The organism is Mucilaginibacter sp. P4_E8, assembly GCF_056401495.1.
In genome coordinates, this window is the sequence record NZ_JBFUJG010000011.1 from 112,125 (window position 1) to 137,199 (window position 25,075).

Genomic DNA, 25,075 nt, shown 5'->3' on the forward strand with positions numbered 1-25,075 from the left:
TTTGAACTCAATTTTTGAATATCAGGCTTGCAAACTGGTTTAAGGAGCGTCTCCAGGATTGCCATTCGTGTGCAGTGCCCGGCGATTCGTAAAACACCTGCTTAATGCCTGCCTTTTCAAGCGCCTCATGAAATCCTTTTACGGTGGTTTGCATTCTTTCCGGTTCGGTAGTACCAACACTTAAATAAAGCACTTTAACCTTTTGGTTAAAGGCATTTGCATCGGCAAATACGCCATTGTACATTTTAGTTATATCGGTTCCAGGCTGCATGAAGCCCGCACCGCTAAAACCTCCCACATAGGCAAACTTGTCAAGGTTGGTCATGGTAGTTTGGAAGGTTTGAAACCCTCCCATTGAAAGCCCTGCCATAGCACGGTGATCGCGATCAGCAAGCGTTCTGAATTTTGCATCAACCATCGGGATAATTTCCTTTACGAGCACATCCGGAAAAACATTGCCTGCCATACTCATTCCCCGGGGCGTGCTGGTTACCGGCTGTGTTGGATCTGTGGCATACCCCCTGTCCATAACAACTATCATGGGCGTGGCCTGTTTCCCGGCAAACAGGTTGTCCAAGATAAAATTCATTTTCCCTTGCGTAGGCCAGCCGGTTTCGTCTTCGCCCGAACCATGTTGTAAATAAAGTACCGGGTATTTTTTGTCGATTTGTATATCATAACCGGGGGGCGTGTATACGTTTGCCCGCCTCCATACCTTTGTTATGTTTGAGTAGTAGTTTACTGAACGTACGTCGCCGTGAGGCACATCCTTAGTAGTATAAAAATCACCCTCCGGATCAGGAATATCAATACCACTTGCCATTCTCCCCATACCGTAAAAAGTTTGACTGGCAGGGTCGACAACGGATACGCCATCAATTATCAAAGAATAGTAATGGAACCCTAATACAATTGGGTCGGTAGTTACCGTCCAATACCCCCCGGTGTCTTTAGTCATCGGATATTTTTTCAATAAGTCAATCTGAACACTCTTCGCCTCCGGTGCCTTTACACGAAAAAAAACTGTATTGTCTGGAAATATTTGCGGGAACTTTACGCCCGGAATATTAGTAGACGCCGGTATGCCCACTTCGTTATAAGAATATTGGGGGAATGTTGAAACATTTACTGGCTTAAAAATGAGTTGTGAAAACATATATAAGCCGTTTTTCCAAACCTTAAAGTTATGAACACCCGGTTCTATATAGTACACATGCGGCACTTTTTTTTCTGCCAGGTAATCGTGAGTACGTTTGCTGAATGCAATTAGCCCGTCGCTTGATCCGCATGATATCCAAAGTAATTTTAGCTTACTTTTTACCGCATCAGGGTTGGGAACCAGCTCTTCGGGCTTTTTAGTATTGGGTGCTGCGGAGAAACTACCAACCCATGAAAATACGTCAAGGTTTCCCAGGCCGAAATTTAATGATTGCCCACCTCCCATTGAAAGGCCGGCCACTGCCCTGTGGTCCTTATCAGTATATACGCGGTATTTACTATCAATAAATGGTATCAGATCGTTCAGCAAATCTTTTTCAAAAACGGCAAAGCCCTGCACCTTATCAGGTGCCATAATATTTCCGGTAGCGCGGTCGTCCTTTATAGCCCTGCCATTCGGCAACACTACTATCATGGGTACAATTTTACCTTGTGCGTAAAGGTTATCCAATATAACCTGCGGGCTGCCGCCGTTATACCATTCTTTTTCATCACCACCAATACCATGCAAAAGATACAACACGGGATATTTTTTACTTTTAGAATATCCGGGAGGCGTATAAATAAGCGCGCGGCGGGTATTCCCCACGGTTTTTGATTGATAAGTGATGGTATCAATTTTGCCATGCATAATATCGGCATGAAACACATCAAAACCCACTCGTGCCTGGTTAACTATATCTTGTGAATAAACCTGCAGGTTAAACAAAAGAACGGCGCATGCCGCAAAAAAAAATTGCTTAAAATATTTTAATCTGTTCATATTGTTTATAGGTAAATAAATTGTCAATTGGTTTGTGGTTGTATAAGCTGGTATTTACCGCTTAGGTGCATCAGGCTGAATAAATATAACAAGCCGTCATAATATGGATCGAAATATCCATCTGCATAAGGCTCGAGCTTAGCGTTCCAAAGAGGTCGCACAAAATCGAATTTTTTATTATCTGCAATCATGAGCGAGGCCGCAGCAGAGGTGGCCACCAATCCCAACGAATGCCTTAACTTCCTAACTCCTCCTGCGGGTAGAATAAAGGCAGGCGTGGATCCATCTGTATTAAACTGATCCTCAAAATCATTTATTCCCTTTGATCGTAAAAAATTTTGAAGACGCTTCGCATAATTTTGCTGCCATTTTTTGTCCTTGCCAAACCACACATAATCCATTGCGATATTCATTGGCACGCGCCAGGAGTCGAAACGAAAAGCCGGCGGCAACCGGCTCCCTTCGAGTGCCTTACCATTAAAATGGGTATTGTCAGGATTAAGTGCTGTAACGGGGTCACAGGCCCTGTGTAAAAACACTCTTGCGGTATCTGCACAGTCCCGGTAAAATTGTTCATGGCCGTCTTTTGCATAAAGTGCCCATACCTCGTAAAACGCAGGTAAATCATAGGATGGATCTGTCCATTCATACCCGGTGCCTTCGGGCACAAAGGAAATTTGCTTCGCCGCAATGTTTATTAAAGGATGAACATTCCCTGTACCATCTTTTTTCCACATAGCATCCAGTATTATCCTGGCCTCGTCATAATAATTAATGCCTGTATTATTTCCCCACCTGTTAGAGGCAAAAAGAAGGTCTGTGATATAGTATAATTCTCCGTCAGATGCAGAACCTTCCGAATTATGCTTCATTGTTTGAGGATTAATGCTCCAGGCAAAATATCCTTTTCTTGGCCCGTCCTGGTGTTGAAGATATTTTTTTGACCACCGCCATATACGGTCAAAAACATCTTTTTTATTAAGCTGCACAGCGATCATCATACCATATGAAAGGCCCTCTGTCCTGRCATCGTGGTTTTTTACATCAGACACATATGCCATTGAATCGCCCACCTCGAAGTAAACCTTGTTGGGGCCTTCAAACACATCATGGTAAGCTTTCGCGACCTTAATATTTATATCACCTTTACTATATCCCGCTTCATGAAAAAGATCAGGATAAATGCCGGAAGCGAAAGCCCCTTTAACCGGCATTTTTTTTAAAGCTTTCTGACTTTGACTATTTGCCAAAGCAGGCAGCAAAGCAACTATTACATACAATAACACTATTTTTTTCATACTCATATTGTGGTTTAATAAAGATTATGTCTTACTATTTTTCTCATGGGTTAATAACTAAAAGCCACCCTACTCTTACTTACCAGGAAACCTGATGCTTTTAATAAAGATGGCTTGTGGAACGCCAGCAGGGTACCGCACAAAAACGTCATGTTGTCCGGTAACATTTTTAAGCCGCCCGCTAAATGTTTTATAATTACCGCTGCCAGTAGCGTTTAGCGGTATTGTGGCTATCAATTTACCGTTCTGAAGATCATCAAGCCAAATTTGAAGCTTGCCTTTGCGTTTTGAGGAAGCAACTACCTGGACTGAAGATGGCGACTGACTTCCAGTTTCCACACCAGATATCATAAACCATCCGCCATACAAGGATGTATTGGTTACCGTTTTATACTTTTCTTTATTAATAGTTGCTATTCCATAGTAATTACTATATCCTGCTGCAGGCAATAAGGAGGAGCCATCCTTACAAATAAAACAATCGAAGTCAGCCGGCTTGCCCTCTGCAAATAAACCAACGCTTGTCCCTACCCATGAATTAAAATTTGGTTGGGCTTCATCAAGTTTAACTGCGTTAATTGGCCTGCCTAAAGAAATCCAGGCTTTTCCGTCGCCGCTATAATATCCGGTTAGCTCGTGGCCGTTTCTTTCCAGTTTCAGCCAAACTACGTTTCCGAAGATATTTGGCGCGCTCCGAGTCGTGGTATCCATTGTAAAAACAATTTTCTTCCCATTGTTGTAACCGCTGTAAAGCCTCACCACCACCTCCTGGTTTCCGTTAGTAAGATAAATACCAGCCTTAACACTGTCGTTGGTTGCACGCAGGTCAACCTTTGTCACTGCGGAATAATAGTGATCCGTTTCTTTCTGAACAAGGTGGGTCCGGGCAGAATCGGGCGTAAGCCTTATCCACCCCCTCCGGGCGGTAAGTGAATAAGAGGCTGAGGCTTTCTTAGTAAGGAAATGCCAATTCAGGCTTAATTCACTGCTGTCAAAATAATCTGTTTTCACACTTGTCCATGAAATACCCGACTGTGGCAGGTTCGGTTTTCGGATAGGTGAGGCGGTTGGCGCCATACCCCATGGCCTGTCGCCCTCCCATGTTACGGGATAAAGAGCGGTTTGGCGTCCGGCACCTGACCAATCGTCGCCATCGTACTTCTCGTAGCTCTGTCCTATAGTCCACCAGGTGCCATCGGCTAATTGAACGGGGGCTGAAATGTGGTTAGGGCGGCGGAAACCTGCCTTATCATCAGTAATCGGTTTAAAAAAATCACCCAACCTTTCCCATTTTGTCGAATCGCCGGTCAATTCTTTTCCTCTTAAAACATATTGCCCGCCTGTAACATCACCCGCCGGCAGGTAATAATAATAGCCGTTGCGTTTACACATTACCGGGCCTTCTGCCCAGCTATATTGTAGCCTTGCGTTTACCCAGTCGAGATTAATCACATGATCTGTCAATTGCCCATCTTTACCCAAGGCTTGCAAACGATTAACTTTTTGACCGTTTTTTATTACCATGTAAGGCTTTCCGTCGTCATCCACAAAAATTGAGTTGTCATAACCAAGATTACCTGTTTCAGGATCAGCCTTTACCTGTACAGGAGCAGACCACGGCCCCTTAGGGGAACTTGCCTTACAAAACCACTGCCCTCCGGCCGAGAAATATATCCAGTAAGAGCCGTAAAAATAGGTGATGGCACCCTGCCAGATACCGGTTGAAGGCCGGTCATTAACCCAAGCCGCTTTTGATGATGGGAGCACCCTGCTTATTACCTCCCAATGAACAAGATCTTTTGAGTGATAAATGGGCAGATAGGGATTAAAATGAAAGGAAGACCCGCAGTGATAAAAATCATCTCCCACTTTAAGTAAGGTGGGGTCCGGGTGGTCGCCAGGTAACACTGGGTTCACATAGGTGTTAGCTGCCTGATAAAACAAGGTGGAATCTTGTATTTTCCCCTGGCCGCTTACAAACAATGCGGAAAGCGTGAATATGGTTATAAGACCCGTAAGCCGGCTGAATTGGTTCATGATGTTTAAATGTTAGCTTTTCAGAAATTTCACTTATTCGTTTATATTCTTTCAACATTATTCGGCCAAGCCGCCACGTGGAAGCCGACTTAGTTGTATTTTATTTGTGTCTTCCACAGCTGTATATCCCAAAAATTGTTCATTAAACTTTGACCAAAAGTATTTTGAAAATAGAACTTGACGTGCCACAAATGTTGAATAAATCAACACTTTGGTTGAAATTAGGGGCTTATGGCATAACAGATGTCTTGGTTAGGCAAACAATGTTATATATCGTAAATCAATTAATAATTTAAGCTATCCTTCTCCAATACAGCAAATAATCGTTATATCACCGGCTTATATCAATTATAATTAAGGTTGCCCTCTCCCTTTGCGATAAAATAATTGGCCCCCATTATCGGGTGAACGATCACTGTCATCATCCGATATACCTAACAGCCTATAGTAAAACATTCGGTTGGTAACGTTATTATTACGCAATCGATTGTTTTTTATTAATTTATAGCTTAGATTTACGTTGTGCGATTTTACTAAATGCTTGGATTCGCACCGTTATAAACCTCATTTTTCGAAAATGTATTTATCAGTACACTCATCTGCCAATAAAGCGGAATGTGTGTACAATTTTTAAAAAGCAATGGCAACTGATATGTTAAATCTTCCATTATCACTTAAGCGAGCTACGGTTAACCGGTTATTTTTAATTATATTAACGGTATCACTCAGTATCACTAATTAATGCGATCATAAAGGACCGTTACGGATTTTTATGGTTTGCAACGGCCGATGGGCTGGACAGATTTGACGGTATGGAACATAAGCCATATCGCTTTGATCCGGCAGACAAATCAGGCTATCGCTCCAAAGAAGTGACCAGCATGTATGAGGATGAAGCAGGGCAGTTTTGGGTAGCTACAATGGGGGGCGGTTTATATTATCTCGACCGTTCTCACGACCAGTTTCGACCCTACAAGGAGAGTTCTGCAGGTGGACCCCTTACAAACAGCTATATAAAATCTATCTATGGTGATAATCACGGCCGTCTTTGGATTGGTATGATAGGAGGCCTGTGCGTACTTGACCCAAAAACAAAAAAAGAAATATTTTACAAAGCCGACGAACACAAACCCGGGCAGCTCCGTTCGGGTATCATATTATCCATCTTCAGAGATAGCAAAGGGCGAATGTGGATTGGTACGGATAAAGGCCTCTATCTTTATGATGAAGGATCAAACAGCTTCGTTGCCTTTCGGCATGAAAACAATGACCCCTCAAGTATCCCAAATGAGGGAATAAATACCATAGCCGAATGTCAGCACAGGTTATGGATAGGAACTAATGATGGACTAAGCTGTTTGTCGGCGGATTTAAAGACTTTTAAAACTTTTAAATACAAACCCAATGATGATAGTACGATTAGTGGTAACCTTATTTATAGCATAGCCGCGAACGGTAATAAAATTTGGGTAGGCACCGAAGGCGGTTTGAATATTTTAGATCCGGTATCCGAAAAGGTAAAACGCTACAATCATGATGACAGGGATAAATTCAGCGTAAGCAGCAAATCTATCCGCTGCATTTATAATGATCCCCAGGGAATTTATTGGCTTGGTACTTACCAGGGAGGCGTGGATAAGTATGACAGAAACCTTACCTTATTTAATTCAAAGCAAAATAATGCTTATGACCCTGCCGGACTAAGCGCCCCTTTCGTTTCATCGTTCGCCGAGAACAAGGACGGGGATCTGTTTGTTGGTACAGATGGCGGAGGCTTGAATCTTTTTCATATCAGGAGCGGTTTGTTCAGCCATATTGCTATAAAATCTAAAACAAGAAGTAATTCTGCCGGTCTTCCGATATTAAGTATGATGCTTGACCGCAATCAACAACTTTGGATCGGCACTTTTCAGGATGGCCTGTTCATTTACAATACAAAAACCGGCAGGTACCAACAGTTAAATGCGGGAAAAGACGATACGCATATAAACCACAACGAAATTTTTTGTTTGAAGGAAAGCAGCAAGGGCAAAATATGGATAGGGACCAATGGCGGCGGGGTTAATGTATTTGACCCTGATAAAAAAACCTTTTTTAAATATGTATCAACTCCAGCCTCTGCCGGCGAAAGGCAGTTGCCTGTTAATGGTTTTATCAGAGCTATTGAAGAGGACGATGAGGGAAATATTTGGATTGGCACTTATGGCAGTGGAATAGCCGTTTTAAATCCTACAACTCAAAAGTTCCGGGTGTATAATAATAAGAATACCGGAATGGCGATCGATCGCACATTTTCGCTGTTGCAGGACCATAATGGCAATATGTGGATTGGCACTGCCGGGGATGGGTTATATTGCTTTAATCTCAACCAAAAAAAGTTGGTTAATTATTCGGCACCAGACGAACTGCCAGACGGAGTAGTGCACAAACTGCTGGAGGACTACAGCGGCAACATATGGTTAAGCACTGATAAAGGAATATGTATGCTTAATGCGGCGTCAAAAAAGTTCACTCATTATTCCGCCTACAATGGCCTGCAAAACGACGCGTTCATCGACGGATCAGGCCTCCGGTCATCTAAAGGCCTGCTTTTCTTTGGCGGGGCCAAGGGCTTTAACTATATTGACCCGCAGCAGGAGGTAAAAAGTAACAACAATGCTCCTCCGGTATTTTTAACCACCCTTAAAGTAAATAATAACATTATATTGTCTGGCAGTCACTCGCCACTTAAACAAGATATTTCGGTAGCGAAGCAGATTGACCTGAATTACAAGGAAAACTTTTCAATCAGTTATTCTGCAATTAATTTTACGCTTCCCCAGCAGAACAAATTCGCCTACATTCTTAAATCGTTCAATAAAAGCTGGAATTATGTAGGTTCGGCTACGACAGCGTATTATACCAATTTAGACCCGGGAGAATACCTGTTTGTAGTGCGGGCTTGCAACAACGATGGCATATGGAACAACTTAGGTACACAAATCCGCATCGTGATTCATCCGCCGATATGGATGACCTGGTACGCCTATTTGCTATATGCCCTGATGGCTGTGGGCACACTTCTGTTCATCCGTTATCGGGGTATAAAAAAATTAAAAAGTAAACTTGCGCTTGAACAGGAAAGAAAGGAAGCCGAACGACTACATGAGCTTGATATACTTAAGATTAAATTTCTTACCAACCTGAGTCATGAGTTCCGCACACCAATCTCACTGATCATGGCACCTGCAGATAAGTTATTAGCAGAACACAAGGACGAGCAAACCACAGGCCAATTAGCGGTGATACGACGAAATGCGCGGCGGCTGTTGAATTTGGTGAACCAACTTTTAGATTTCCGCAAATTAGAAGAGCAAGAATTAAAGCTTAGCCTAACCGAAGGTGAAATATTTTCGTTCATAAGTGACGTTGTAGATTCTTTTCAGGATTTGTCAGAATCGAGAAGCATCACTTTTAATTATAAGGCGCCTCAGGAAAAATTGTTCGTACGCTTTGATCACGACAAAGTGGAGCGTATTTTATTTAACCTGCTCTCCAACGCTTTCAAATTTACATTACCCGGAGGGAGTGTTTCTGTAAATATTACCAGGCATCCCACATCCAACATAGATAAAACGGTGTTGGAATTTAAAATAAGTGACACCGGTATTGGTATTGACCCGGAGAGAAAACATTTAATATTTAAACGGTTTTATCAGGCAGGGGATGTTAATATAGCAAAGGTAAATCCTGGAAGCGGAATCGGTCTTTCAATTACTAAAGAGTTTGTTGAAATGCACGGTGGCAGCATTACTGTTGAAAGTGAATTAGGAAAAGGTTCAGATTTCAGCGTGTTAATTCCTCTTGAAGTTTTTGCTGATAGGTCAATGGAAATTCAGCTGCCGGTTAAAACGGATGTTAAAGAAAAAGATCTCCGTATAAAAAGAAATATTGCCCAGGCGATTACAGACATGCCGGTACTGCTTATTGTGGAAGATAACGATGAGTTTCGCTATTATATTAAAGATAGTTTAATGACCCAATATAAAATTGTTGAGGCTTCAAATGGTGTAGAGGGTTGGGATAAGGCTTTATCATGCCACCCTGATTTGATCATTAGCGATATAACTATGCCATTTATGAATGGCATTACGCTGAGTAGGAAAATAAAAGCCGATAAACGTACCAGCCACATCCCATTGATAATGCTTACCGCCTGCACACAAGAAGATGAGCAGCTGAGAGGACTCGAATCAGGGGCAAACGATTATTTGACCAAACCCTTTAATTTTGAAATTTTAAATGTCAAGATCAAAAATCTTTTACAACTCAATACCATGCTTAAAAACACCTATAAAAAGCAATTAAAAGTTATTCACGCAGACATGGAGGTGGCGTCGAGCGGAGAGAAATTTTTAAAAAAAGTGATCAATTATATAGACAACAACTTAAACAATCCAAAATTTTCTGTTGTAGATCTCAGCGAACATTTGGCAATGAGCCGGGGAGCGCTTTACACAAAAATATTTGAGCTTACAGGTCTTCCCCCCGTTGAATTTRTCCGCTCATATAAACTCGACCGGGCCGCGATATTACTTCTGAAGAGTGACCTGACCGTTACACAAATAGCCTATGAGGCAGGTTTTGCTACACCTCATTATTTTTCACGGTCGTTTAGAGAGAAGTTTAATATGCTTCCATCCGATTATAGAAAGGTAGAGAATAGCAGTGTGATGGCATAGAAAAGCGGCTTTTAGGTCATTATAATAATTCCTCCCTATGCCTGGTAGGTCCGCGAGTGCCTTTTGCATTTGAGCAACAAAGCATAAGGAAAAGCGAGGAACAGTTGTAATAATTTTTCGTGCCACTCGATTTTAGCGGCGTGTACACAGGTTTAGATCAACGGGTTTTACATCCAGATAGTTTTATCGGACACTTACGGTATATAAGGCTTATTCGAAACTTATCCAGTCAACTTCTACATGACCGCTGCCTTTTAATTGTACTATAAGGTTCCTGACACCGCCAGGCATCGATAAAACTGCTTTTTTAACAACACTCCAGTTATTTCCTTTTGGTATAACAAGTTTTGCTATAATTTTGCCCGGCTTATCTTCAGTACTTATAGATAAAGTTCCTCCTGTTGCTGAACAGGCGTTTATGTTAATGTGCCCTGTTGTTTTTTTGCCAAAAACCACACTATTATATTTCACCCACGAATTGGTTTTATTGAAAATAATTTTCCAACCCTTGAATTTGTTTATCGTGTCCAGAAACCCCACCTCTACTCCATCCGCGCTTTTAGCACTAAACCTGTCTATCTGTATTTTTTTTGATGAGGCGGTTACACCAACGCCACGTAATGTGGGAATAACCTTGCGAATAGTGCCATCTTCATTAAAAAACAAACTATCGGCCCGTACCGCCCGGTTTTTATCAAAGCTTGGCGATAAGTCGTCATTATGATAAAATAAGTACCATTGATTTTTAAATTCGATTATCGATTGATGGTTTGTCCAGCAACCAGAAGCTGATTCGTCCATGAGCACGCCGGCGTATTTAAAAGGCCCTAAAGGGCTATCTGACATGGCATATTCAAGCCGTTCTATTTTATTAGCTACATGCGGATAGGTCATATAGTAAATACCTTTTCGTTCAAATAAGTAAGGCCCTTCTTTTAAGCCCTTATCCGGAAAGCCTTCAAGTTTTACCGGCTCTGATACCAGTTCAAGCATATTTGCTTTAAGCTTAGCACCATACAGGTTTCCCTGCGCCCAATAAATATAGGCTTGTCCGTCCTTATCTATTTGCACATTCGGATCTATACCATGAATCCCGGCTATGGGCAACGGCTGCGGAACGAAGGGACCATAAGGTTCGTCGGCTATTGCAACGCCAACTGAAAACCCTTTGGAGTTACCAGACTTTGCAGTGGCAGGAAAATAAAAATAATATTTTCCTGCCCGCTCAATACAATCAGGGGCCCACATGCTATACGCTGTCGAGTCGGCCCAGGGCACTTTATTTTGACTTACTATTACGCCGTGATCGGTCCAATCGGTTAGGTTGGGCGATGAAAATACATGATAATCCTGCATACAAAACCAACCGGGTTTGCCATGCCCTGGCGTGGCCGGGATATCGTGTGAGGGATAAAGATATACCTTGCCGTTAAAAACGCGGGCCGAGGGATCGGCGGTGAACTGGTTTTGTATAAGTGGGTTTTGTGCCATCAAACAATTGAACCATAAGATAGATACAATTAGCGCTGCGTATTTCTTAAAATCCTTCATCATTTACAATTTATTACTATTCATTATTTTGTTCTTAAAATCGATTTTTTTTACTGCCACAGAAAAAAACAAAAAAGAGGTATTAAGCTTTTTCATGGTTTTTTTATTAAAAGGATACTTCCATCCTGGTTATAAGCCTGTTTCAGTCTTTACGCGGTGGCTTTAAGACAATAAAAAATCAACCTATCCTGATAAACAACCGGCTTAATTTGGGCTTGAAATTTTATCGCCTAACCGGAAATAATCAAAGTCGGCATATCCTCCTGTAACTTTGGTGGCGTAGTTAAAAAGGCCAAACCTGTAACCCATAAAGTGTGGAATTGTATAAGCCATTTGAAGCGTGGCGCCAATTGGTATCCAATTATTTCCGTCGGTGCTATAATAAAAATACGCTTTGTCAGTCCGGTCTTTAAAATCACACGCTGCCTTTAAATACACCAGGTTTTGGGTTAACGGAATACTTGCCGACTCTGTTGGCGAAGCACCCTGTGCATTTACCATAACGATAAACTTATTGCCGTTTATCACCTTAACGCCCACCCATCCAAATTTTTTCTGTAACAATGCAAGGCCTGCGTGGTCGCCATCTTTAAGTCCGGATACATCAACAGCCGTTATAGCTAAGCATTCGGGCCCAAACGTGCGCTGTGTGAGTATATTTTTTGCTGCAACTAAAGTGGTATTAAGCCTCCCCGTAGTAAGCCTGAGGTATCCCTTACGCTGCCTTACAGACCATAATTGATTAACAGGGTTATGGTTCCATTGCCAAACCAGGGGCAAATCGCGTTCACCGCGCCTGCGGTTAAATTCATCCGGGGAGATTATACCTGGTATTAATGATCTATTTGCCGGTAACGCTACAGTATCGGGGGCTTGATGATTTACACCCAATACAGGCCAACCATCCTCCCAATTTACAGGAACCATATAAGGCACCCGGCCTACTGAACCAAAATCGCGGAAAAGATATGCAAACCACTGGCCATTAGGTGTATTTACTAAACCGCCCTGAGCTACGCCTTTGTCCTGTAATGCCAGGCGACCCTCGTAGGGCCCAATAATATTATCTGCACGGTGAATAAGAACACTTCGCATTCCACCACGTGGCCATGAAATATTGAATAGGTAATATTTCCCCTTAATTTTGAACATCTGGGAGCCCTCAGCCGGCAATCCTAAATTCGGCCCGGCAGCCAGGCTCGCATTCTCTATCAACACCTGTGGCTTTGTGTCAGGTTTTAGTCCCGAAAGGTCATCCTTTAATTGAGCTAACATGATACGCCCGCTTCCATAAATCATATAAACTTTACCATCATCGTCAAAAAACAATGAATGGTCATGCAAGCTTGGTTTAAAGGATATAGCCTTCCACGGGCCTTTTTCAATATTGTGAGTGGTATAAATATAAGTTTTGCCGGTATTGCCCGCAAACGTAGATACATAGTAAACGCCGTTATGATAACGCAGGCTGCTTGCCCACGAACCTCGTCCATAACTGCTCTGTCCATTATTTAAGTTTAGGTCATCGGTATCATCCAAAATATCATACGCATAGTTAACAAGTTTCCAATTGACTAAATCCATAGATTTCATTATCGGCACCCCAGGGCTCATATGCATAGTAGTACTGCTCATGTAATAAGCATTACCTACCCTGATTATTGAAATATCAGGCACATCTGCGTAAATAATTGGATTATGAGCCGTTTGTGCAAAAGACACGGATGTAGCCAAAAAAAATGCTAATCCCCAAAAAAGATCATTTAAAATTTTGCGCATAGGTTTGTTAGTTCATATTATTTAGGGCAGCGATTAAACTAAGCATTTGTACCAGCGGTAGTTAAACTTTGCTGATGTTATACTCATTTTACGGGTTTAACCATGTTATAAAAGCGATGCGTTAATCTTTATTCCCAATTAACGAACTTAATGAATAGATCAACACAAAAAGGCCGCTCAATCCTTAAACAACAGCGGAGCAAGTTCATTCAAACTGCGGCGCCAGGTCAGAAACTCATGGGCAGTATGCTCTGAAATAAAAGATACAGCATTATAGCCTGCATCTTTTAATGCAGCAGCAGCTTTTTTTACGCCATCAGGATTTTCTTTACTGCCGCAACTCATAAAAATAAGTTTAGCCTTCGGTTTATCTTTTAACTCAGCGGGTGTATAAGTCCCCCCGCTTAAAAGACCGTAGTAAGCAAATTCATCGGGCTTGGCAAGTGTTATTAAATGTGTTTCCATGCCGCCCATTGATAACCCTGCCATCGCACGGTGCGCCCTATCTGCAACCGTGCGGAAGCTGGCATCCACATAAGGCACCAATTCATCTGTTAATACGGTTTCAAAAGCATCTATCTTGAAATTCCTCAAACCGCCAGCGCCTATTTTAACATCGTTGGTCATGCCATAGGTCATCACTATAATAAATGGTTTTATTTTRCCTTCAGCAATTAAATTATCCATGATCAGATTGGCATGACCCTGGTTGCTCCATGCAGTCTCGTCTTCACCCCAACCGTGTTGTAAATACAGCACCGGGTATTTCTTCGATCTTTCCTTGTCGTAACCCGGAGGTGTATAAACGAAGGCCCTCCGCTGAATATTTGTACTTTTTGAAGGAAAAAGTATTTGCTGCACATTACCGTGTGGCACATCCTTTAAGGCATAAAAGTCCTGGTCATGAGCCGGTATTTCTATACCGCTTTCCCAACGGGTTGAGCCATAATAATTCAATGTGCCCGGGTCATTAAATAAGCCTCCATCAACTATTAAATGATAATAGTGAAAACCTTCGTCCATTGACCCTTCCGTTGTGCCTGAAAAGTACCCGTCAGTACCTTTGATAAGTTTAGTACCCCCACGTCCACCCAGGCCTAAAGTAACCCGTATACTGTCGACATTTGGTGCTTTTATACGAAAACGAGCATAACCTTGCGAATTAACCTGGGGATATTGCTGCCCCGGCTGATTAAGGCTGGAAGCCTGGAAATCTTCTTTGATCTCTCCAACGCCCGTTTGAGCCTTGCAAAGGCTACCGGCCAGGGAGGTTGCTAACACAATAATTAAACATTTAAAATTCATATCGCCATAATTTAAGTTTCAGGATGGTTACATTTTTCGGATTGTATTTATAGCACAAAGTGCATTTTACTAAATATGTTAGTGAACCCTAAAATTCCACTTGGAATTATCACTACTCATATCAAACCTGGCGAGTGTAGGTGTGCTGTCGCCAGAAGACACTAAAGCCAGCTGCTCCTTCGAGTTCGGGACCACCTTGGGCATAATCCTATAAGTTCCATCAGTCAACTGATCGATTCGCCATAATTGTTCCGGCGCACCGGTAAACGTCGGAACTGTTATCAGTTCAGCTTCGGCTGTTGCTGCTAATGCACGGTCTGTTCCGGCAATTACTATTTTATAATAGGGTCCGCCCAAATATCCTCCTGCACCAGGAACCTGTGAAATTGTCCATTTTTGATGAGGACGAAACATATAATCACTTATCCGTACGCCAATGTTTCCGGCTGGCCAGCTTTTAATTACATCTGCTAATTCCTGGGACGGCACCGGTTTTACCGGTTCATCATTATTTCGATTAAATCGCATTCCACCCGGCATTCTTATAAAATCAACGCCCAATTGCAAGGCGTATCCCCTTCGCTCAGACTCAATCTCGTAAGTTCCATCTTTGAAGTTATCACCAGCAACAGGCCATCCATTTTTCCATAGTAACGGGCGGATGCCCAATACGCTACGACCACTTTGATCCAAATCCGCCTCGTAATGACAAGACATTTTTTCAACGCCATTGCCAACTACTATACGTCCAAAATGCCCTGGCCCAATCAACCTATCACCAGCTGCAACTACCATTTTGCCACCTCCCTTCAACATACTTCTTCCTATGTTATCAAGGTATGGACCCGTTATCTTTCTGGAGCGGCCAACAACTATGTTATAGGTTGAGTTTGGGCCGTCACAGCATGTGCCGTGTGTTCCAAGTAAATAATACCACCCATCCCGATATAACAGATCTGTGGCTTCACAATCGATGGCTATGTTTAATGCTTTATTACCTTCCACACGCTTACCCGTTTTGGGATCAAGTTCCACCAGGCGTATATACCCAAAATAGGTGCCGTAGGATAACCATAATCTTCCATCGGTTGGGTCCAGAAGGAGCCCCGGATCTATCGCATCATTGTCCTCTATACCATCGGATGAGGCAACTTTGACAGCCTCTGAATATTTAAAATCCGACGATTTTGGATCAAGCGACTTATTCCACATGGTAAGTATTGTTCCGTTATGACCGCCCGCCAGGCCACCACCAGTTGCGCCATAAACAATCAGGTAGCGGTCACCAATTTTCAATACATCAGGAGCGGCGCCGCCGCCGGGTCTTACAGCGCCCCCATTCCATGTCCAGCCGTCTTCGGATATTAATCCGCCTCCACCTGTTCCAAATGTGAAATACTTTCCATCACATTCTGTGATAGTTGAAGGATCATGTATAAATGGTTTACCAATTTGCGCTATCGCATTTCCGGTTAACCACAATAAAAAAAGGGCTACAGTACTTATTACCTTTACTATTAATTTCATAATAACTTATTGCTATACAAATTCGACGTTAAATGGGATGATCAACTGATTTATTGCAGGGTGATGGTGAGACCTTTTATCGGATCTCCTTTTTCGTCAAGCAGACGAACGCAAAAATCACTAAGTCCGGGCCCATTGATTACTGCTCCCCGTATGATATTTTTCCCTTTGTTGAGTGTTAATCGGGCCGAGACACAATCATCCATCACCATGCGTCTATCGCCGTCAAGTATCACTGCTTCTTTTCCGTTTAGCCACCACATTGATCCTCCGTTTGACCCTACAGCCAATCTTACATTTTTCATTTCCCGCGGACTGTTGATTATGGTTACCGCCCAAAACAAAACGGCATAGGTCTGTTTCCTCAACCCGTAGGCAAAACGAAATAATTTGAGGTTGAAATCCGGACTTTCCAATGCATGCCATAACAATTCCTGCTCCCCAACTTTTACTTTTTCCCTATCCTTCGGAATAACCGTAAACTGGTTTGGAAAATAATCGGTTTCAAATTGTGTTTTCAGGTAGTTGTCTGTAAAAACAAGATTACTCCGTATTGATTTGTTAATGGGCTCTAAAAGTAACCATCGCTGTATAAACCCCTCAGAATTCGGGGTCTTTTTTGATGCGGTTGCAGGGATAAAGAATGGTGCGAGACTTCGAGTGGTATCATTTTCGGTTATAGGATCGATCCTGCCTGAAGTTGCAGACTGTCCTTGTGACCTTAATCCGGTCAAAATTACAAGGCCCGCCGCCAGCAACGATGCACTGTGTTTAATATTCATAGTAGGTACTTTAACTTAAATCAACTTTTAAAAAATGGCTGCAAACCATTAATCCAAAACTATACCTTCAGAAAAGGACTTCATCACACTATTCAGCAAGAAAAGTCAACTTTTGTCAATAATGCTGTATAAAAGGAAGCATTCCTCAGCAAAATCAATTAAAAAATCCCCTGATGTTCTGTTTTCCGAAAATCCTTTTGTACCTTTAAAAACTGTGGATAATCGTATTCAGGCAGGTGCCATCCATTACAAACGATATTGCGATAAAAGTGCTTCCGGGACACAGGCTCCTGTGGATACGAGTGGGAAGGTTAGAACTCAATGACCAGACCATGTTCTGTTCGGGCATGCTAAACACGCGGCTCGAAGATCCGCCATTTAAAATTGATACACCATCAAACCCGATAAAACGACAGGGTTTCGAGATGATCAATAATCGCAGAATCTCCACAAGGTGATGCGGTATGGCAAGGTGCAGGCGATCGTGGCAACCACGCCATGATCGCTTATGGTGCTTCAAGGTTCGCGTTGGCTTACGGAAACCCTGATTCTGCAAAGGTCTTATGGCCACTTATTACCTGGTGTTTGGAATATAGCCACAGGAAATTAAATGACCAGGGTGTGGTCACCTCAAATTCTGATGAACTGGAGGGGCGCTTCCCATCCGGCAAAGCCAACATACCAACAAGCAGTCTTTATTATGGTGCGTTAATATCTGCGGCTAATTTGGGTAAGCAATTGCATCAGCCAAAAGCGCAAACAGATGCATATTTAAAACAGGCCGCAGTGCTTAAAGTAAATATCGAGAAATATTTTGGTGGTAATGTGGATGGTTTTGAAACGTACAAATATTACGAAACCAATAATGTGCTGCGTGCCTGGATCTGCGTACCCCTTACCATGGGTATCTTAAACAGGGCCGAGGGAACGGTTAACGCCTTGTTTTCGCCCCGGTTATGGACGGCAGATGGATTAGCCACCGAGGCAGGCAAAGAAACATTTTGGGACCGCTCAACCCTATACGCGCTTCGTGGGGTATTTCAGGCCGGTAAAACAGAAAAAGCAATGGATTACTTGCGTTATTATTCGCGCAGAAGGTTGTTAGGGGAGCATGTCCCCTATCCGGTAGAAGCCTATCCCGAAGGTAATCAAAGGCATTTATCGGCCGAGGGCGGATTATATTGCCGGATATTTATCGAAGGCGTGTTTGGTATACTGCCAACCGGTTTTAACAGCTTTGATTGCACGCCACGGTTACCAAAGGGCTGGAATGAAATGGCATTAAATAATATCCATTCATTCGGACATGTGTTAACCATTTCAACTGCGCGTAACAAATTAAAAAAACAGATAGTTACATCACTTTAAAACACCTGTAAAGGTAAAATTTAAAGACAGGTGTTCGGATAGGTGTCATACATATTGAAAAACTTTGGCTTATTTTGATGTTTCAGGGAAATCCTTAAAAACAAAAAACCCGCAAATCAGTGTGATTTGCGGGTTTTTGACTTCGATTGGTATCGCTTTAGTCGGGATGGCAGGACGATTATCCCACCCCTTAAATGGTTGGTTATGTTAAAGTTATCAAGCGAAACTTAGGAAGTGGTAACCGAATGGGTCTCGTTTTATTAGACGACATTTGATCGCATTTGAATCCTTAAAGCACTCGTAACAAATAGTCAATGAACTTGTTATTATACAAATATAATAAATGATTTGCTATTAAAGAAGGCATTTTTACATGAAGTTTTGGGTTCGATGAACCCTATGTTTCATTTCTACAATCAGCAGCGCTTGTAAATGAGGTCTTTTTATCATAATCTTTAATTTCAACAAACGTCAACTAATTATTTTATCAAAAGTATCACGATTATGCGCAACCTATCTGCGTAGGCAAAAGTTATTTAACAATTCTCTTGATTTTTATTTGATAGTTCAATGATTTGGCTAATCTTTATTGTAAAGGCTTGGTCAAGCTGAAATGGTTGTTGCCATAACTTCATAAATTATTTCAATTAAAACATGTCACCATACTAAGATTGCAATACCATTTGTACCAAAAAGCAAAACCATTTTTGACATTGTACAAAATTGTAGATTTGTACTTCTATTGCTTCAGCATTGTAGAGATGAGAAACATATGCAATACAGCGACCACCAAATCAGTATTCGAAAAACAGACAAAAATGAATAAAGACGACATTATACATTCTCAGCTTGAACCGCTGTTAGATTACTTTCAAAAAGTAATTCGATTAAACAATGAAGAAAAACAACTGGTAATAGAATTATTCAAACCAAGACTTTATCGGAAAAGACAATATGTTTTGCAGGAAGGCGACATTTGCAATCAATTCAACTTTATTGTTCGTGGTTGTTTGCGAATGTACAAAGTGGACGACAAGGGCAACACACATATATTACAATTCGCTGCTGAAAATTGGTGGTTAGGCGATATCGGAAGTTTTCACGAGCGAAAGCCTTCAGAATTGAATATTGACGCTTTAGAAGATACAATGGTATTACAAATTAGTCACGATAATTTAACGTTGCTTTACACAAATGCACCTAAGTTCGACCGCATTTTTAGGGTGTTAAATGAAAATAATTTTGTAGCGCTACAAAAAAGATTATTACAAAATATCAGTTCTACTGCCGAAGAAAGATACCATTCATTTTTAGAAAGCTATTCATACCTCTCTAACCGCCTTCCACAAACCCAAATAGCTTCATTTTTGGGCATTACACCTGAATTCTTAAGCCGTTTAAGAAAAAGGCAATCCAGAAAGTCTTAATCTACGTCAATACTATTTCTTGATCCAGTTCATTGGACAGAGTCTTCTTTCTGATGCATCTTTGCATTACAAAATTAGTAATAATCTAAAAAGAAATAGTATGACAACAACATCAAAAGTAGCCGTTATTGGCTTAGGAAGCATCGGTAAAATAGTTGCCCAAAATTTTGTAAGAGGCAATCGTCCTGTAATAATTGCAAGCCGTAAACTGGAAGATGCAACAGCATTGGCACAAGAATTAGGAACTCTTGCAACACCATCTGAAATTGGCGAAGCGATTAAGAATGCCGACATCATTGTACTTTCTGTTTGGTTTAAAACCCAAAAAGAATTGTTTGACCAATATGCTTCGGAACTGAATGGCAAAATCATTGTTGACCCGTCTAACCCAATTGCATTAGACAAAAATGGTGGCTTCAAAAAAATTATTGGCGAACAAGAATCTGCCGGACAACTGAACGCAACTATATTACCGCAAGGTGCAACTTTGGTAAAAGCATTTGGAACATTGGGAGCATCATCACTAGCCAATGTAGCTTTTCAAACACCTGAAAAATCAGTTTTATTTTATGCTACTGACGACGCAACTGTTGATACTGAAGTTGAGCAGTTAATTCATGACAATGGTTTTGATGCTTTAAAAGTTGGTGGTTTAGACCAATCAATCCGTATTGAAGCATTTGGAGACTTACACGAATTTGGCAAATTGGGCAAAACCGTAACGCTTGAAGAAGCCAGAAACTTAATAACTAACAACTAATAACAATCGAGATGAAAAAAATATTCCTCTATGCAACTTTCTTTTTCGTTTTAACAGCTTGTCAAAACGAGACAAAAAATCAAACAAAAAATTTAGAACAAAACGCTATGGCACAGAAAACAGAAAAAGCAGCAATTGAAAAGTTACTTTTGTCTTACCGTGATGCTTTAAACGCATCAGACGTAAATAAAGTGATGCAACTTTACACAAACGATGGAGTATTTATGCCTTCCAATGCACCTTCTGCAGTCGGACAGAAACAAATCAAAGATTCTTATGAGTTTGTCTTTAAAACCATTCAATTAAGCAACATAGAATTTTTTATAGACGAAATTGTGGTAAATGGCGACTATGCTTTTTTAAGAACAACTTCTAAATTCAATACTTTAATTCACGCTAACGGACAAACCGTGGGACAAGAAGACAGAGCAATATATGTTCTTCAAAAAACAAGTGGGCAATGGAAAATAAGCCGTTATATCTTTAACAAGATGAAATAAATAGGAATACACATCCTTGAGTGGAGATTTCGCTCAATCTGACCACCTGATTCCGGTTTAAAGTGACCACTCGTACCTGGTTCAAACTGACCAGGGTATTCCGGACCAAACTGATCACCCTTTTTTCTGTTTTATGCTTTAGACACTGGTTGTCCTGTTTAAATGCGATATATAATTGCCAGATGAACAGGTTGACCGGGGAGCCTCATTAGGTATACGAAGTCGTCCTGGAACGCCTCTATTAAAGCGATGAACGGCTATCACCACAAGGACATACCTGGTAACTCACCCAATTATTAAGCTTCTAAAAAAATAAAGAGGTTACAGCCAGAGCGACGGCCGGCTAAATGAAAATTGGTAAATAATTATCTTTGTTTATGCTGCTAAAGCATGAGCTGCATTTCTTTGCCAGCAAAACAGGTGGTCAGTTTGCCACGGAACAGGGTGTAACATATCTCCGAAACATCCAGCTTGTGTGGTCTTTTGCTTTTTAAGATAAAAAGCAACGCCGAAGGTGTTGTTTGTGGTACTCATAGCTATTTCAATTAATAATTTACAAAAGCATGGTTTTGACTGTTTTGACGTGCCCTTTAAAAAGGGGCACCGATTTGAGTAAAAAACAGGTATCAAATCGCATCAAAATATGTCAAAATAAATTAATCAATTAATTGACTATCAATACATTACAATGCTTTTGGTGACCCAAACATCGGAAATTTAAATGGGTAACCGAATAGGTCTCATTTTCTTTGGTTTTACTTGAATAACTTGGGTTGAAATAAAAAGAAAAACCCCTTAAATCATACGATTTAAGGGGTTTTCGACTCGATTGGTATCGCTTTAGTCGGGATGGCAGGATTCGAACCTGCGGCCTCCACATCCCAAATGTGGCGCGATACCGGGCTACGCTACATCCCGTTCCCGATTGGGTTTGCAAAAGTAGGATTTAAAATCAAGTTACAAAACTTTTTTTCAAAGAAGTTTCAACTTAAACCTTAACCCATTCATTTGCACAGGTTTGAATTTTAAAAAAAAATTCAAACTCCTCATTTAAGCTTATTTTTATAGTAATTTAAAGCCAATAGTGTGTTTTAAAACTTTAAATGACATACAATGTTATTCAAGCAAATTCCCTGCAAAAGCATATGAATCTTTATGACCAACAACCGTACTGGCTCATGAAGGATGGTATTGTTGCCTCCTACCCTTCTTTGCAGCAGCACCTACAGGTAGATGTTGCTATAATGGGTGCGGGTATCAGCGCGGCTTTAACTGCCTGGCATTTGCGCAACTCGGGTTTAAAGGTAGCTGTGTTTGATAAAAAGCATGCCGGCATGGGTAGTACTGCGGCAAGTACTGCCTTTTTGCAATACGAAATTGATACCCCATTAACTGTATTAAAAAATTTGATTGGCGAACCTGATGCTGTTAGGAGTTATGAACTTTGCCGCAAAGCAATTTATGATATTGGCGATCTGTGCAAATCACTGAAGCCAGCCTTTGATTTTCACTTGCGACCAAGTTTACAATATGCAAGCTTTAAAAGTCATACAGCCAATTTGTTAAAGGAGTTTAAACTGCGTAAAAAACATGGTTTTAAAATAGAATGGCTTGAAAATACTGATGTAAAAAAAACATTTGGCTTTGACGCTCCCGGTGCAATCTTTTCGGCAGATGGCGGTGAGGTGGATGCCTATCTGCTTACACATGCTTTACTCAAGAACTTTATGGATGCAGGCCATAAAGTTTATAACAATACAGCTATAGTTCACATAGAACATACCAGGCAGCGTGTAATATTACTTACTGCGAATAATCTAACCATAAAGGCAAAAAAACTGATAATAGCCTGTGGTTACGAAAGCCTGCACTACATTCCCAAGAAAATTGCTGATATCAACTCTACCTATGCCATGGTTTCTGAGCCCATGGCCGATGAATTTTTTTGGCACAAAAACAGCCTGATATGGGAAACCGCAACGCCATATATGTACTTCAGGGCAGTAAGTGAAAACCGCATCCTGATTGGCGGTCGTGATGATCCATTTCATCACCCACATATTTCACCATCTGCAATTAACAGAAAAACAGAGATGTTGAAGAAGGCCTTTTTAAAAAAGATGCCCCACATACCATTGGTGCCTGATTTTAGCTGGGCCGGTGCCTTTGCTTCAACAAAAGATGGATTGCCTTATATTGGATCAATTGCCGAAAGGCCAAATACTTTTTTTGCTTTGGGATTTGGAGGTAATGGAATCACTTTTAGTATTATAGCAGCCCAAATTATTCACGACCTGATACTTGGCAAAAAAAATGCCGATGCCGATATATTCCGGTTTAACAGGTAATTGAAGCTTAGTTAAGCTTACCTGATCTGTTCATCAGCGTTAGCGAAACCCCTATGCATATTAGTATCCCGATTAATAACCCGCCAAATAAACGGCCAGAAAAGTCAAGGAAGTTGTTCCCCTGGTCAACATAGTTAAGGTATACAAGTCCGCCTAAACAGGCAAAAATCCCACCTATTAATAATATCCTGAAACTTTGAAACAATGCTTCAAAAAAGCTGAGACTATTATCTTTTTCATTTTCTTTATAACTTTTCACGCCTATGTAAACACCAACCAAGGGTATTAAAACAGATAAATACTCAATCGGTGCAACATGGTTACCAGAATTGCTATATCCAAAATTGTGCATTACAAACAGCCAGGTTCCACTAAAAATACCAATTACAAAACCAGTTACAAATGCATTTTTCATGGCTTTAATTTACGAAAATGATTTAATGATCTGCCTATAAGAAAGTTAAAACTTAAGATAATTGTTTGCACACGTATTATATTTTATCAATATGCCCTGCTCCCGTTAATTTGCATAACAATAAGCAATGATAAACCCAGATCCACAATATCAATCTGATATATATTAATAGCTAAAAATCCCACACATCATAACCAAAAGTTATTAAACATATCATTTTGTGATAAAAATCACACCTACTAATGCTTCACTTTTGCATGTATTAAAAGAAAGATCATGCATACTCCAAATCAATTCACCAATAATTCCAGCGCGTTATTACTTCATGTAAGTTCAAACGCTCGCATAGTTATATTTGCATTATGTACAGCACTTTGCCTGACGCCATTTATAAGCCCCGCAATAGCACTGTTAATGGGCCTTGTCATTGCTCAGTTTACCGGTCATCCATATCTTCATTTAAATCATAAGGCCACTCACCTGTTGTTACAAATCTCTGTAGTGGGTTTGGGTTTTGGCATGAACGTTCACAGCGCCCTGCAAGCCGGTAAAGAAGGCATATTGTTTACCATAGCATCCATTACCGGAACATTGGTTTTTGGATACCTGATGGGTAAATGGTTCCGTATCGAAAAGAAAACTTCCTACCTCATCTCATCGGGAACAGCCATTTGCGGAGGCAGTGCTATAGCAGCAATTTCACCTGTCATCAAAGCCGAAGAAAAACAAATATCGGTTGCATTGGGCTGCGTTTTTATCCTCAACTCCATAGCATTATTTATATTTCCGTTGATAGGGCATCATTTAAACCTGTCGCAAACCCAGTTTGGTTTATGGTGCGCCATTGCCATTCATGATACAAGCTCAGTAGTTGGTGCTGCCAGTAAGTATGGGCCCCGTGCCCTGGAAGTAGCCACAACGGTTAAGCTTGCAAGGGCCTTATGGATCATACCGGTAGCCTTTATATCATCATTTATTTTCAAAAACAACTCAAAAAAAATAAGTGTACCCTATTTTATCGGGTTATTTATCCTGGCCATGGTCGCCAATACCTATATACCGACGGTATCCAATATCAGTCACTACTTCATAAAAATTGCCAGGGCAGGTTTAACGCTTACCTTATTTCTGATAGGTGCAGGATTATCACGTACAGTGTTGTTATCAGTAGGTTTCAGACCCTTAATGCAGGGTGTATTACTGTGGATTATTATATCTGCCACGGCTTTATACGCAGTAATACATCTGGTATAATAACTTTCTTATAAAGCTAAAT

General features: G+C 41.1%; 17 protein-coding genes and 1 tRNA gene. 7 read left to right on the forward strand and 11 right to left on the reverse strand.

Translation table 11 applies throughout. The annotated features are described in order from the left end of the window. Window positions 1-7: 7 nt before the first annotated feature. The 3 genes from AC1DRQ_RS07145 to AC1DRQ_RS07155 form a co-directional block, all read right to left on the reverse strand. Window positions 8-1,981, reverse strand: coding sequence for an alpha/beta hydrolase-fold protein (locus tag AC1DRQ_RS07145; protein WP_477423208.1), 1,974 nt, complete (start codon window positions 1,979-1,981; stop codon window positions 8-10). A gap of 23 nt (window positions 1,982-2,004) precedes the next feature. Then, window positions 2,005-3,279 carry a family 8 glycosyl hydrolase gene (locus tag AC1DRQ_RS07150; RefSeq protein WP_477423209.1) on the reverse strand — a complete coding sequence of 425 codons (1,275 nt, stop codon included), beginning with the start codon at window positions 3,277-3,279 and terminating at the stop codon, window positions 2,005-2,007. Window positions 3,280-3,354: 75 nt separating this feature from the next. After that, window positions 3,355-5,316: a family 43 glycosylhydrolase gene (locus AC1DRQ_RS07155; RefSeq protein ID WP_477423211.1), complete on the reverse strand. Its 1,962-nt coding sequence runs from the start codon at window positions 5,314-5,316 to the stop codon at window positions 3,355-3,357. Between the two features lie 812 nt (window positions 5,317-6,128). Here AC1DRQ_RS07155 and AC1DRQ_RS07160 point away from each other — a divergent pair. Beyond that, a complete protein-coding gene (locus AC1DRQ_RS07160) occupies window positions 6,129-10,037 on the forward strand; it encodes a hybrid sensor histidine kinase/response regulator transcription factor (RefSeq protein WP_477423214.1) in 3,909 nt (1,302 codons plus the stop codon). Between the two features lie 210 nt (window positions 10,038-10,247). On the opposite strand, the gene AC1DRQ_RS07165 is transcribed toward AC1DRQ_RS07160, so the two are convergent. The 5 genes from AC1DRQ_RS07165 to AC1DRQ_RS07185 all read right to left on the reverse strand — a co-directional run bounded on the left by AC1DRQ_RS07165 (window position 10,248) and on the right by AC1DRQ_RS07185 (window position 16,981). Next, the gene (locus tag AC1DRQ_RS07165; protein ID WP_477423216.1) at window positions 10,248-11,591 is read right to left on the reverse strand and encodes a family 43 glycosylhydrolase; all 1,344 of its coding nucleotides are present in this window, start codon (window positions 11,589-11,591) and stop codon (window positions 10,248-10,250) included. A gap of 201 nt (window positions 11,592-11,792) precedes the next feature. Next, complete coding sequence (locus AC1DRQ_RS07170) at window positions 11,793-13,367, reverse strand: glycoside hydrolase family 43 protein (protein ID WP_477423218.1); 1,575 nt, start codon at window positions 13,365-13,367, stop codon at window positions 11,793-11,795. Between the two features lie 177 nt (window positions 13,368-13,544). Continuing rightward, entirely contained in the window at window positions 13,545-14,672 is a 1,128-nt protein-coding gene (locus AC1DRQ_RS07175) for an alpha/beta hydrolase-fold protein (protein WP_477423219.1), read from the reverse strand. 78 nt (window positions 14,673-14,750) lie between these two features. Beyond that, a complete protein-coding gene (locus tag AC1DRQ_RS07180; RefSeq protein ID WP_477423220.1) occupies window positions 14,751-16,199 on the reverse strand; it encodes a family 43 glycosylhydrolase in 1,449 nt (482 codons plus the stop codon). 50 nt (window positions 16,200-16,249) lie between these two features. Continuing rightward, on the reverse strand, window positions 16,250-16,981 hold the full coding sequence (locus AC1DRQ_RS07185) for a hypothetical protein (RefSeq protein ID WP_477423222.1): 732 nt from the start codon (window positions 16,979-16,981) through the stop codon (window positions 16,250-16,252). A 498-nt stretch (window positions 16,982-17,479) separates the two neighbouring features. Here AC1DRQ_RS07185 and AC1DRQ_RS07190 point away from each other — a divergent pair, with 498 nt between their 5' ends. From AC1DRQ_RS07190 to AC1DRQ_RS07205, 4 genes are all read left to right on the forward strand, one after another. Next, window positions 17,480-18,349, forward strand: coding sequence for a hypothetical protein (locus AC1DRQ_RS07190; protein WP_477423223.1), 870 nt, complete (start codon window positions 17,480-17,482; stop codon window positions 18,347-18,349). An 818-nt stretch (window positions 18,350-19,167) separates the two neighbouring features. Continuing rightward, a complete protein-coding gene (locus AC1DRQ_RS07195) occupies window positions 19,168-19,776 on the forward strand; it encodes a Crp/Fnr family transcriptional regulator (RefSeq protein WP_477423225.1) in 609 nt (202 codons plus the stop codon). Between the two features lie 100 nt (window positions 19,777-19,876). Beyond that, window positions 19,877-20,536 (forward strand): NADPH-dependent F420 reductase, encoded by a 660-nt coding sequence (locus AC1DRQ_RS07200; RefSeq protein ID WP_477423226.1) that lies wholly within the window; start codon window positions 19,877-19,879, stop codon window positions 20,534-20,536. Window positions 20,537-20,547: 11 nt separating this feature from the next. Further along, window positions 20,548-21,036 (forward strand): YybH family protein, encoded by a 489-nt coding sequence (locus AC1DRQ_RS07205; protein ID WP_477423228.1) that lies wholly within the window; start codon window positions 20,548-20,550, stop codon window positions 21,034-21,036. Between the two features lie 375 nt (window positions 21,037-21,411). Here AC1DRQ_RS07205 and AC1DRQ_RS07210 read toward each other — a convergent pair whose 3' ends face one another. After that, window positions 21,412-21,570 (reverse strand): hypothetical protein, encoded by a 159-nt coding sequence (locus AC1DRQ_RS07210; RefSeq protein ID WP_477423229.1) that lies wholly within the window; start codon window positions 21,568-21,570, stop codon window positions 21,412-21,414. Between the two features lie 310 nt (window positions 21,571-21,880). Further along, a tRNA-Pro gene (locus tag AC1DRQ_RS07215) sits at window positions 21,881-21,954 on the reverse strand. Between the two features lie 227 nt (window positions 21,955-22,181). Between AC1DRQ_RS07215 and AC1DRQ_RS07220 the strand changes: the two genes are divergently transcribed. Further along, window positions 22,182-23,384 carry an NAD(P)/FAD-dependent oxidoreductase gene (locus tag AC1DRQ_RS07220; protein WP_477423231.1) on the forward strand — a complete coding sequence of 401 codons (1,203 nt, stop codon included), beginning with the start codon at window positions 22,182-22,184 and terminating at the stop codon, window positions 23,382-23,384. Window positions 23,385-23,391: 7 nt separating this feature from the next. Here the strand turns inward: AC1DRQ_RS07220 and AC1DRQ_RS07225 are convergent, their stop codons facing one another. Next, window positions 23,392-23,799: a DUF4199 domain-containing protein gene (locus AC1DRQ_RS07225; RefSeq protein WP_429399474.1), complete on the reverse strand. Its 408-nt coding sequence runs from the start codon at window positions 23,797-23,799 to the stop codon at window positions 23,392-23,394. Window positions 23,800-24,075: 276 nt separating this feature from the next. Here AC1DRQ_RS07225 and AC1DRQ_RS07230 point away from each other — a divergent pair, with 276 nt between their 5' ends. Continuing rightward, window positions 24,076-25,053 (forward strand): YeiH family protein, encoded by a 978-nt coding sequence (locus AC1DRQ_RS07230; protein ID WP_477423233.1) that lies wholly within the window; start codon window positions 24,076-24,078, stop codon window positions 25,051-25,053. Window positions 25,054-25,075 lie beyond the last annotated feature (22 nt).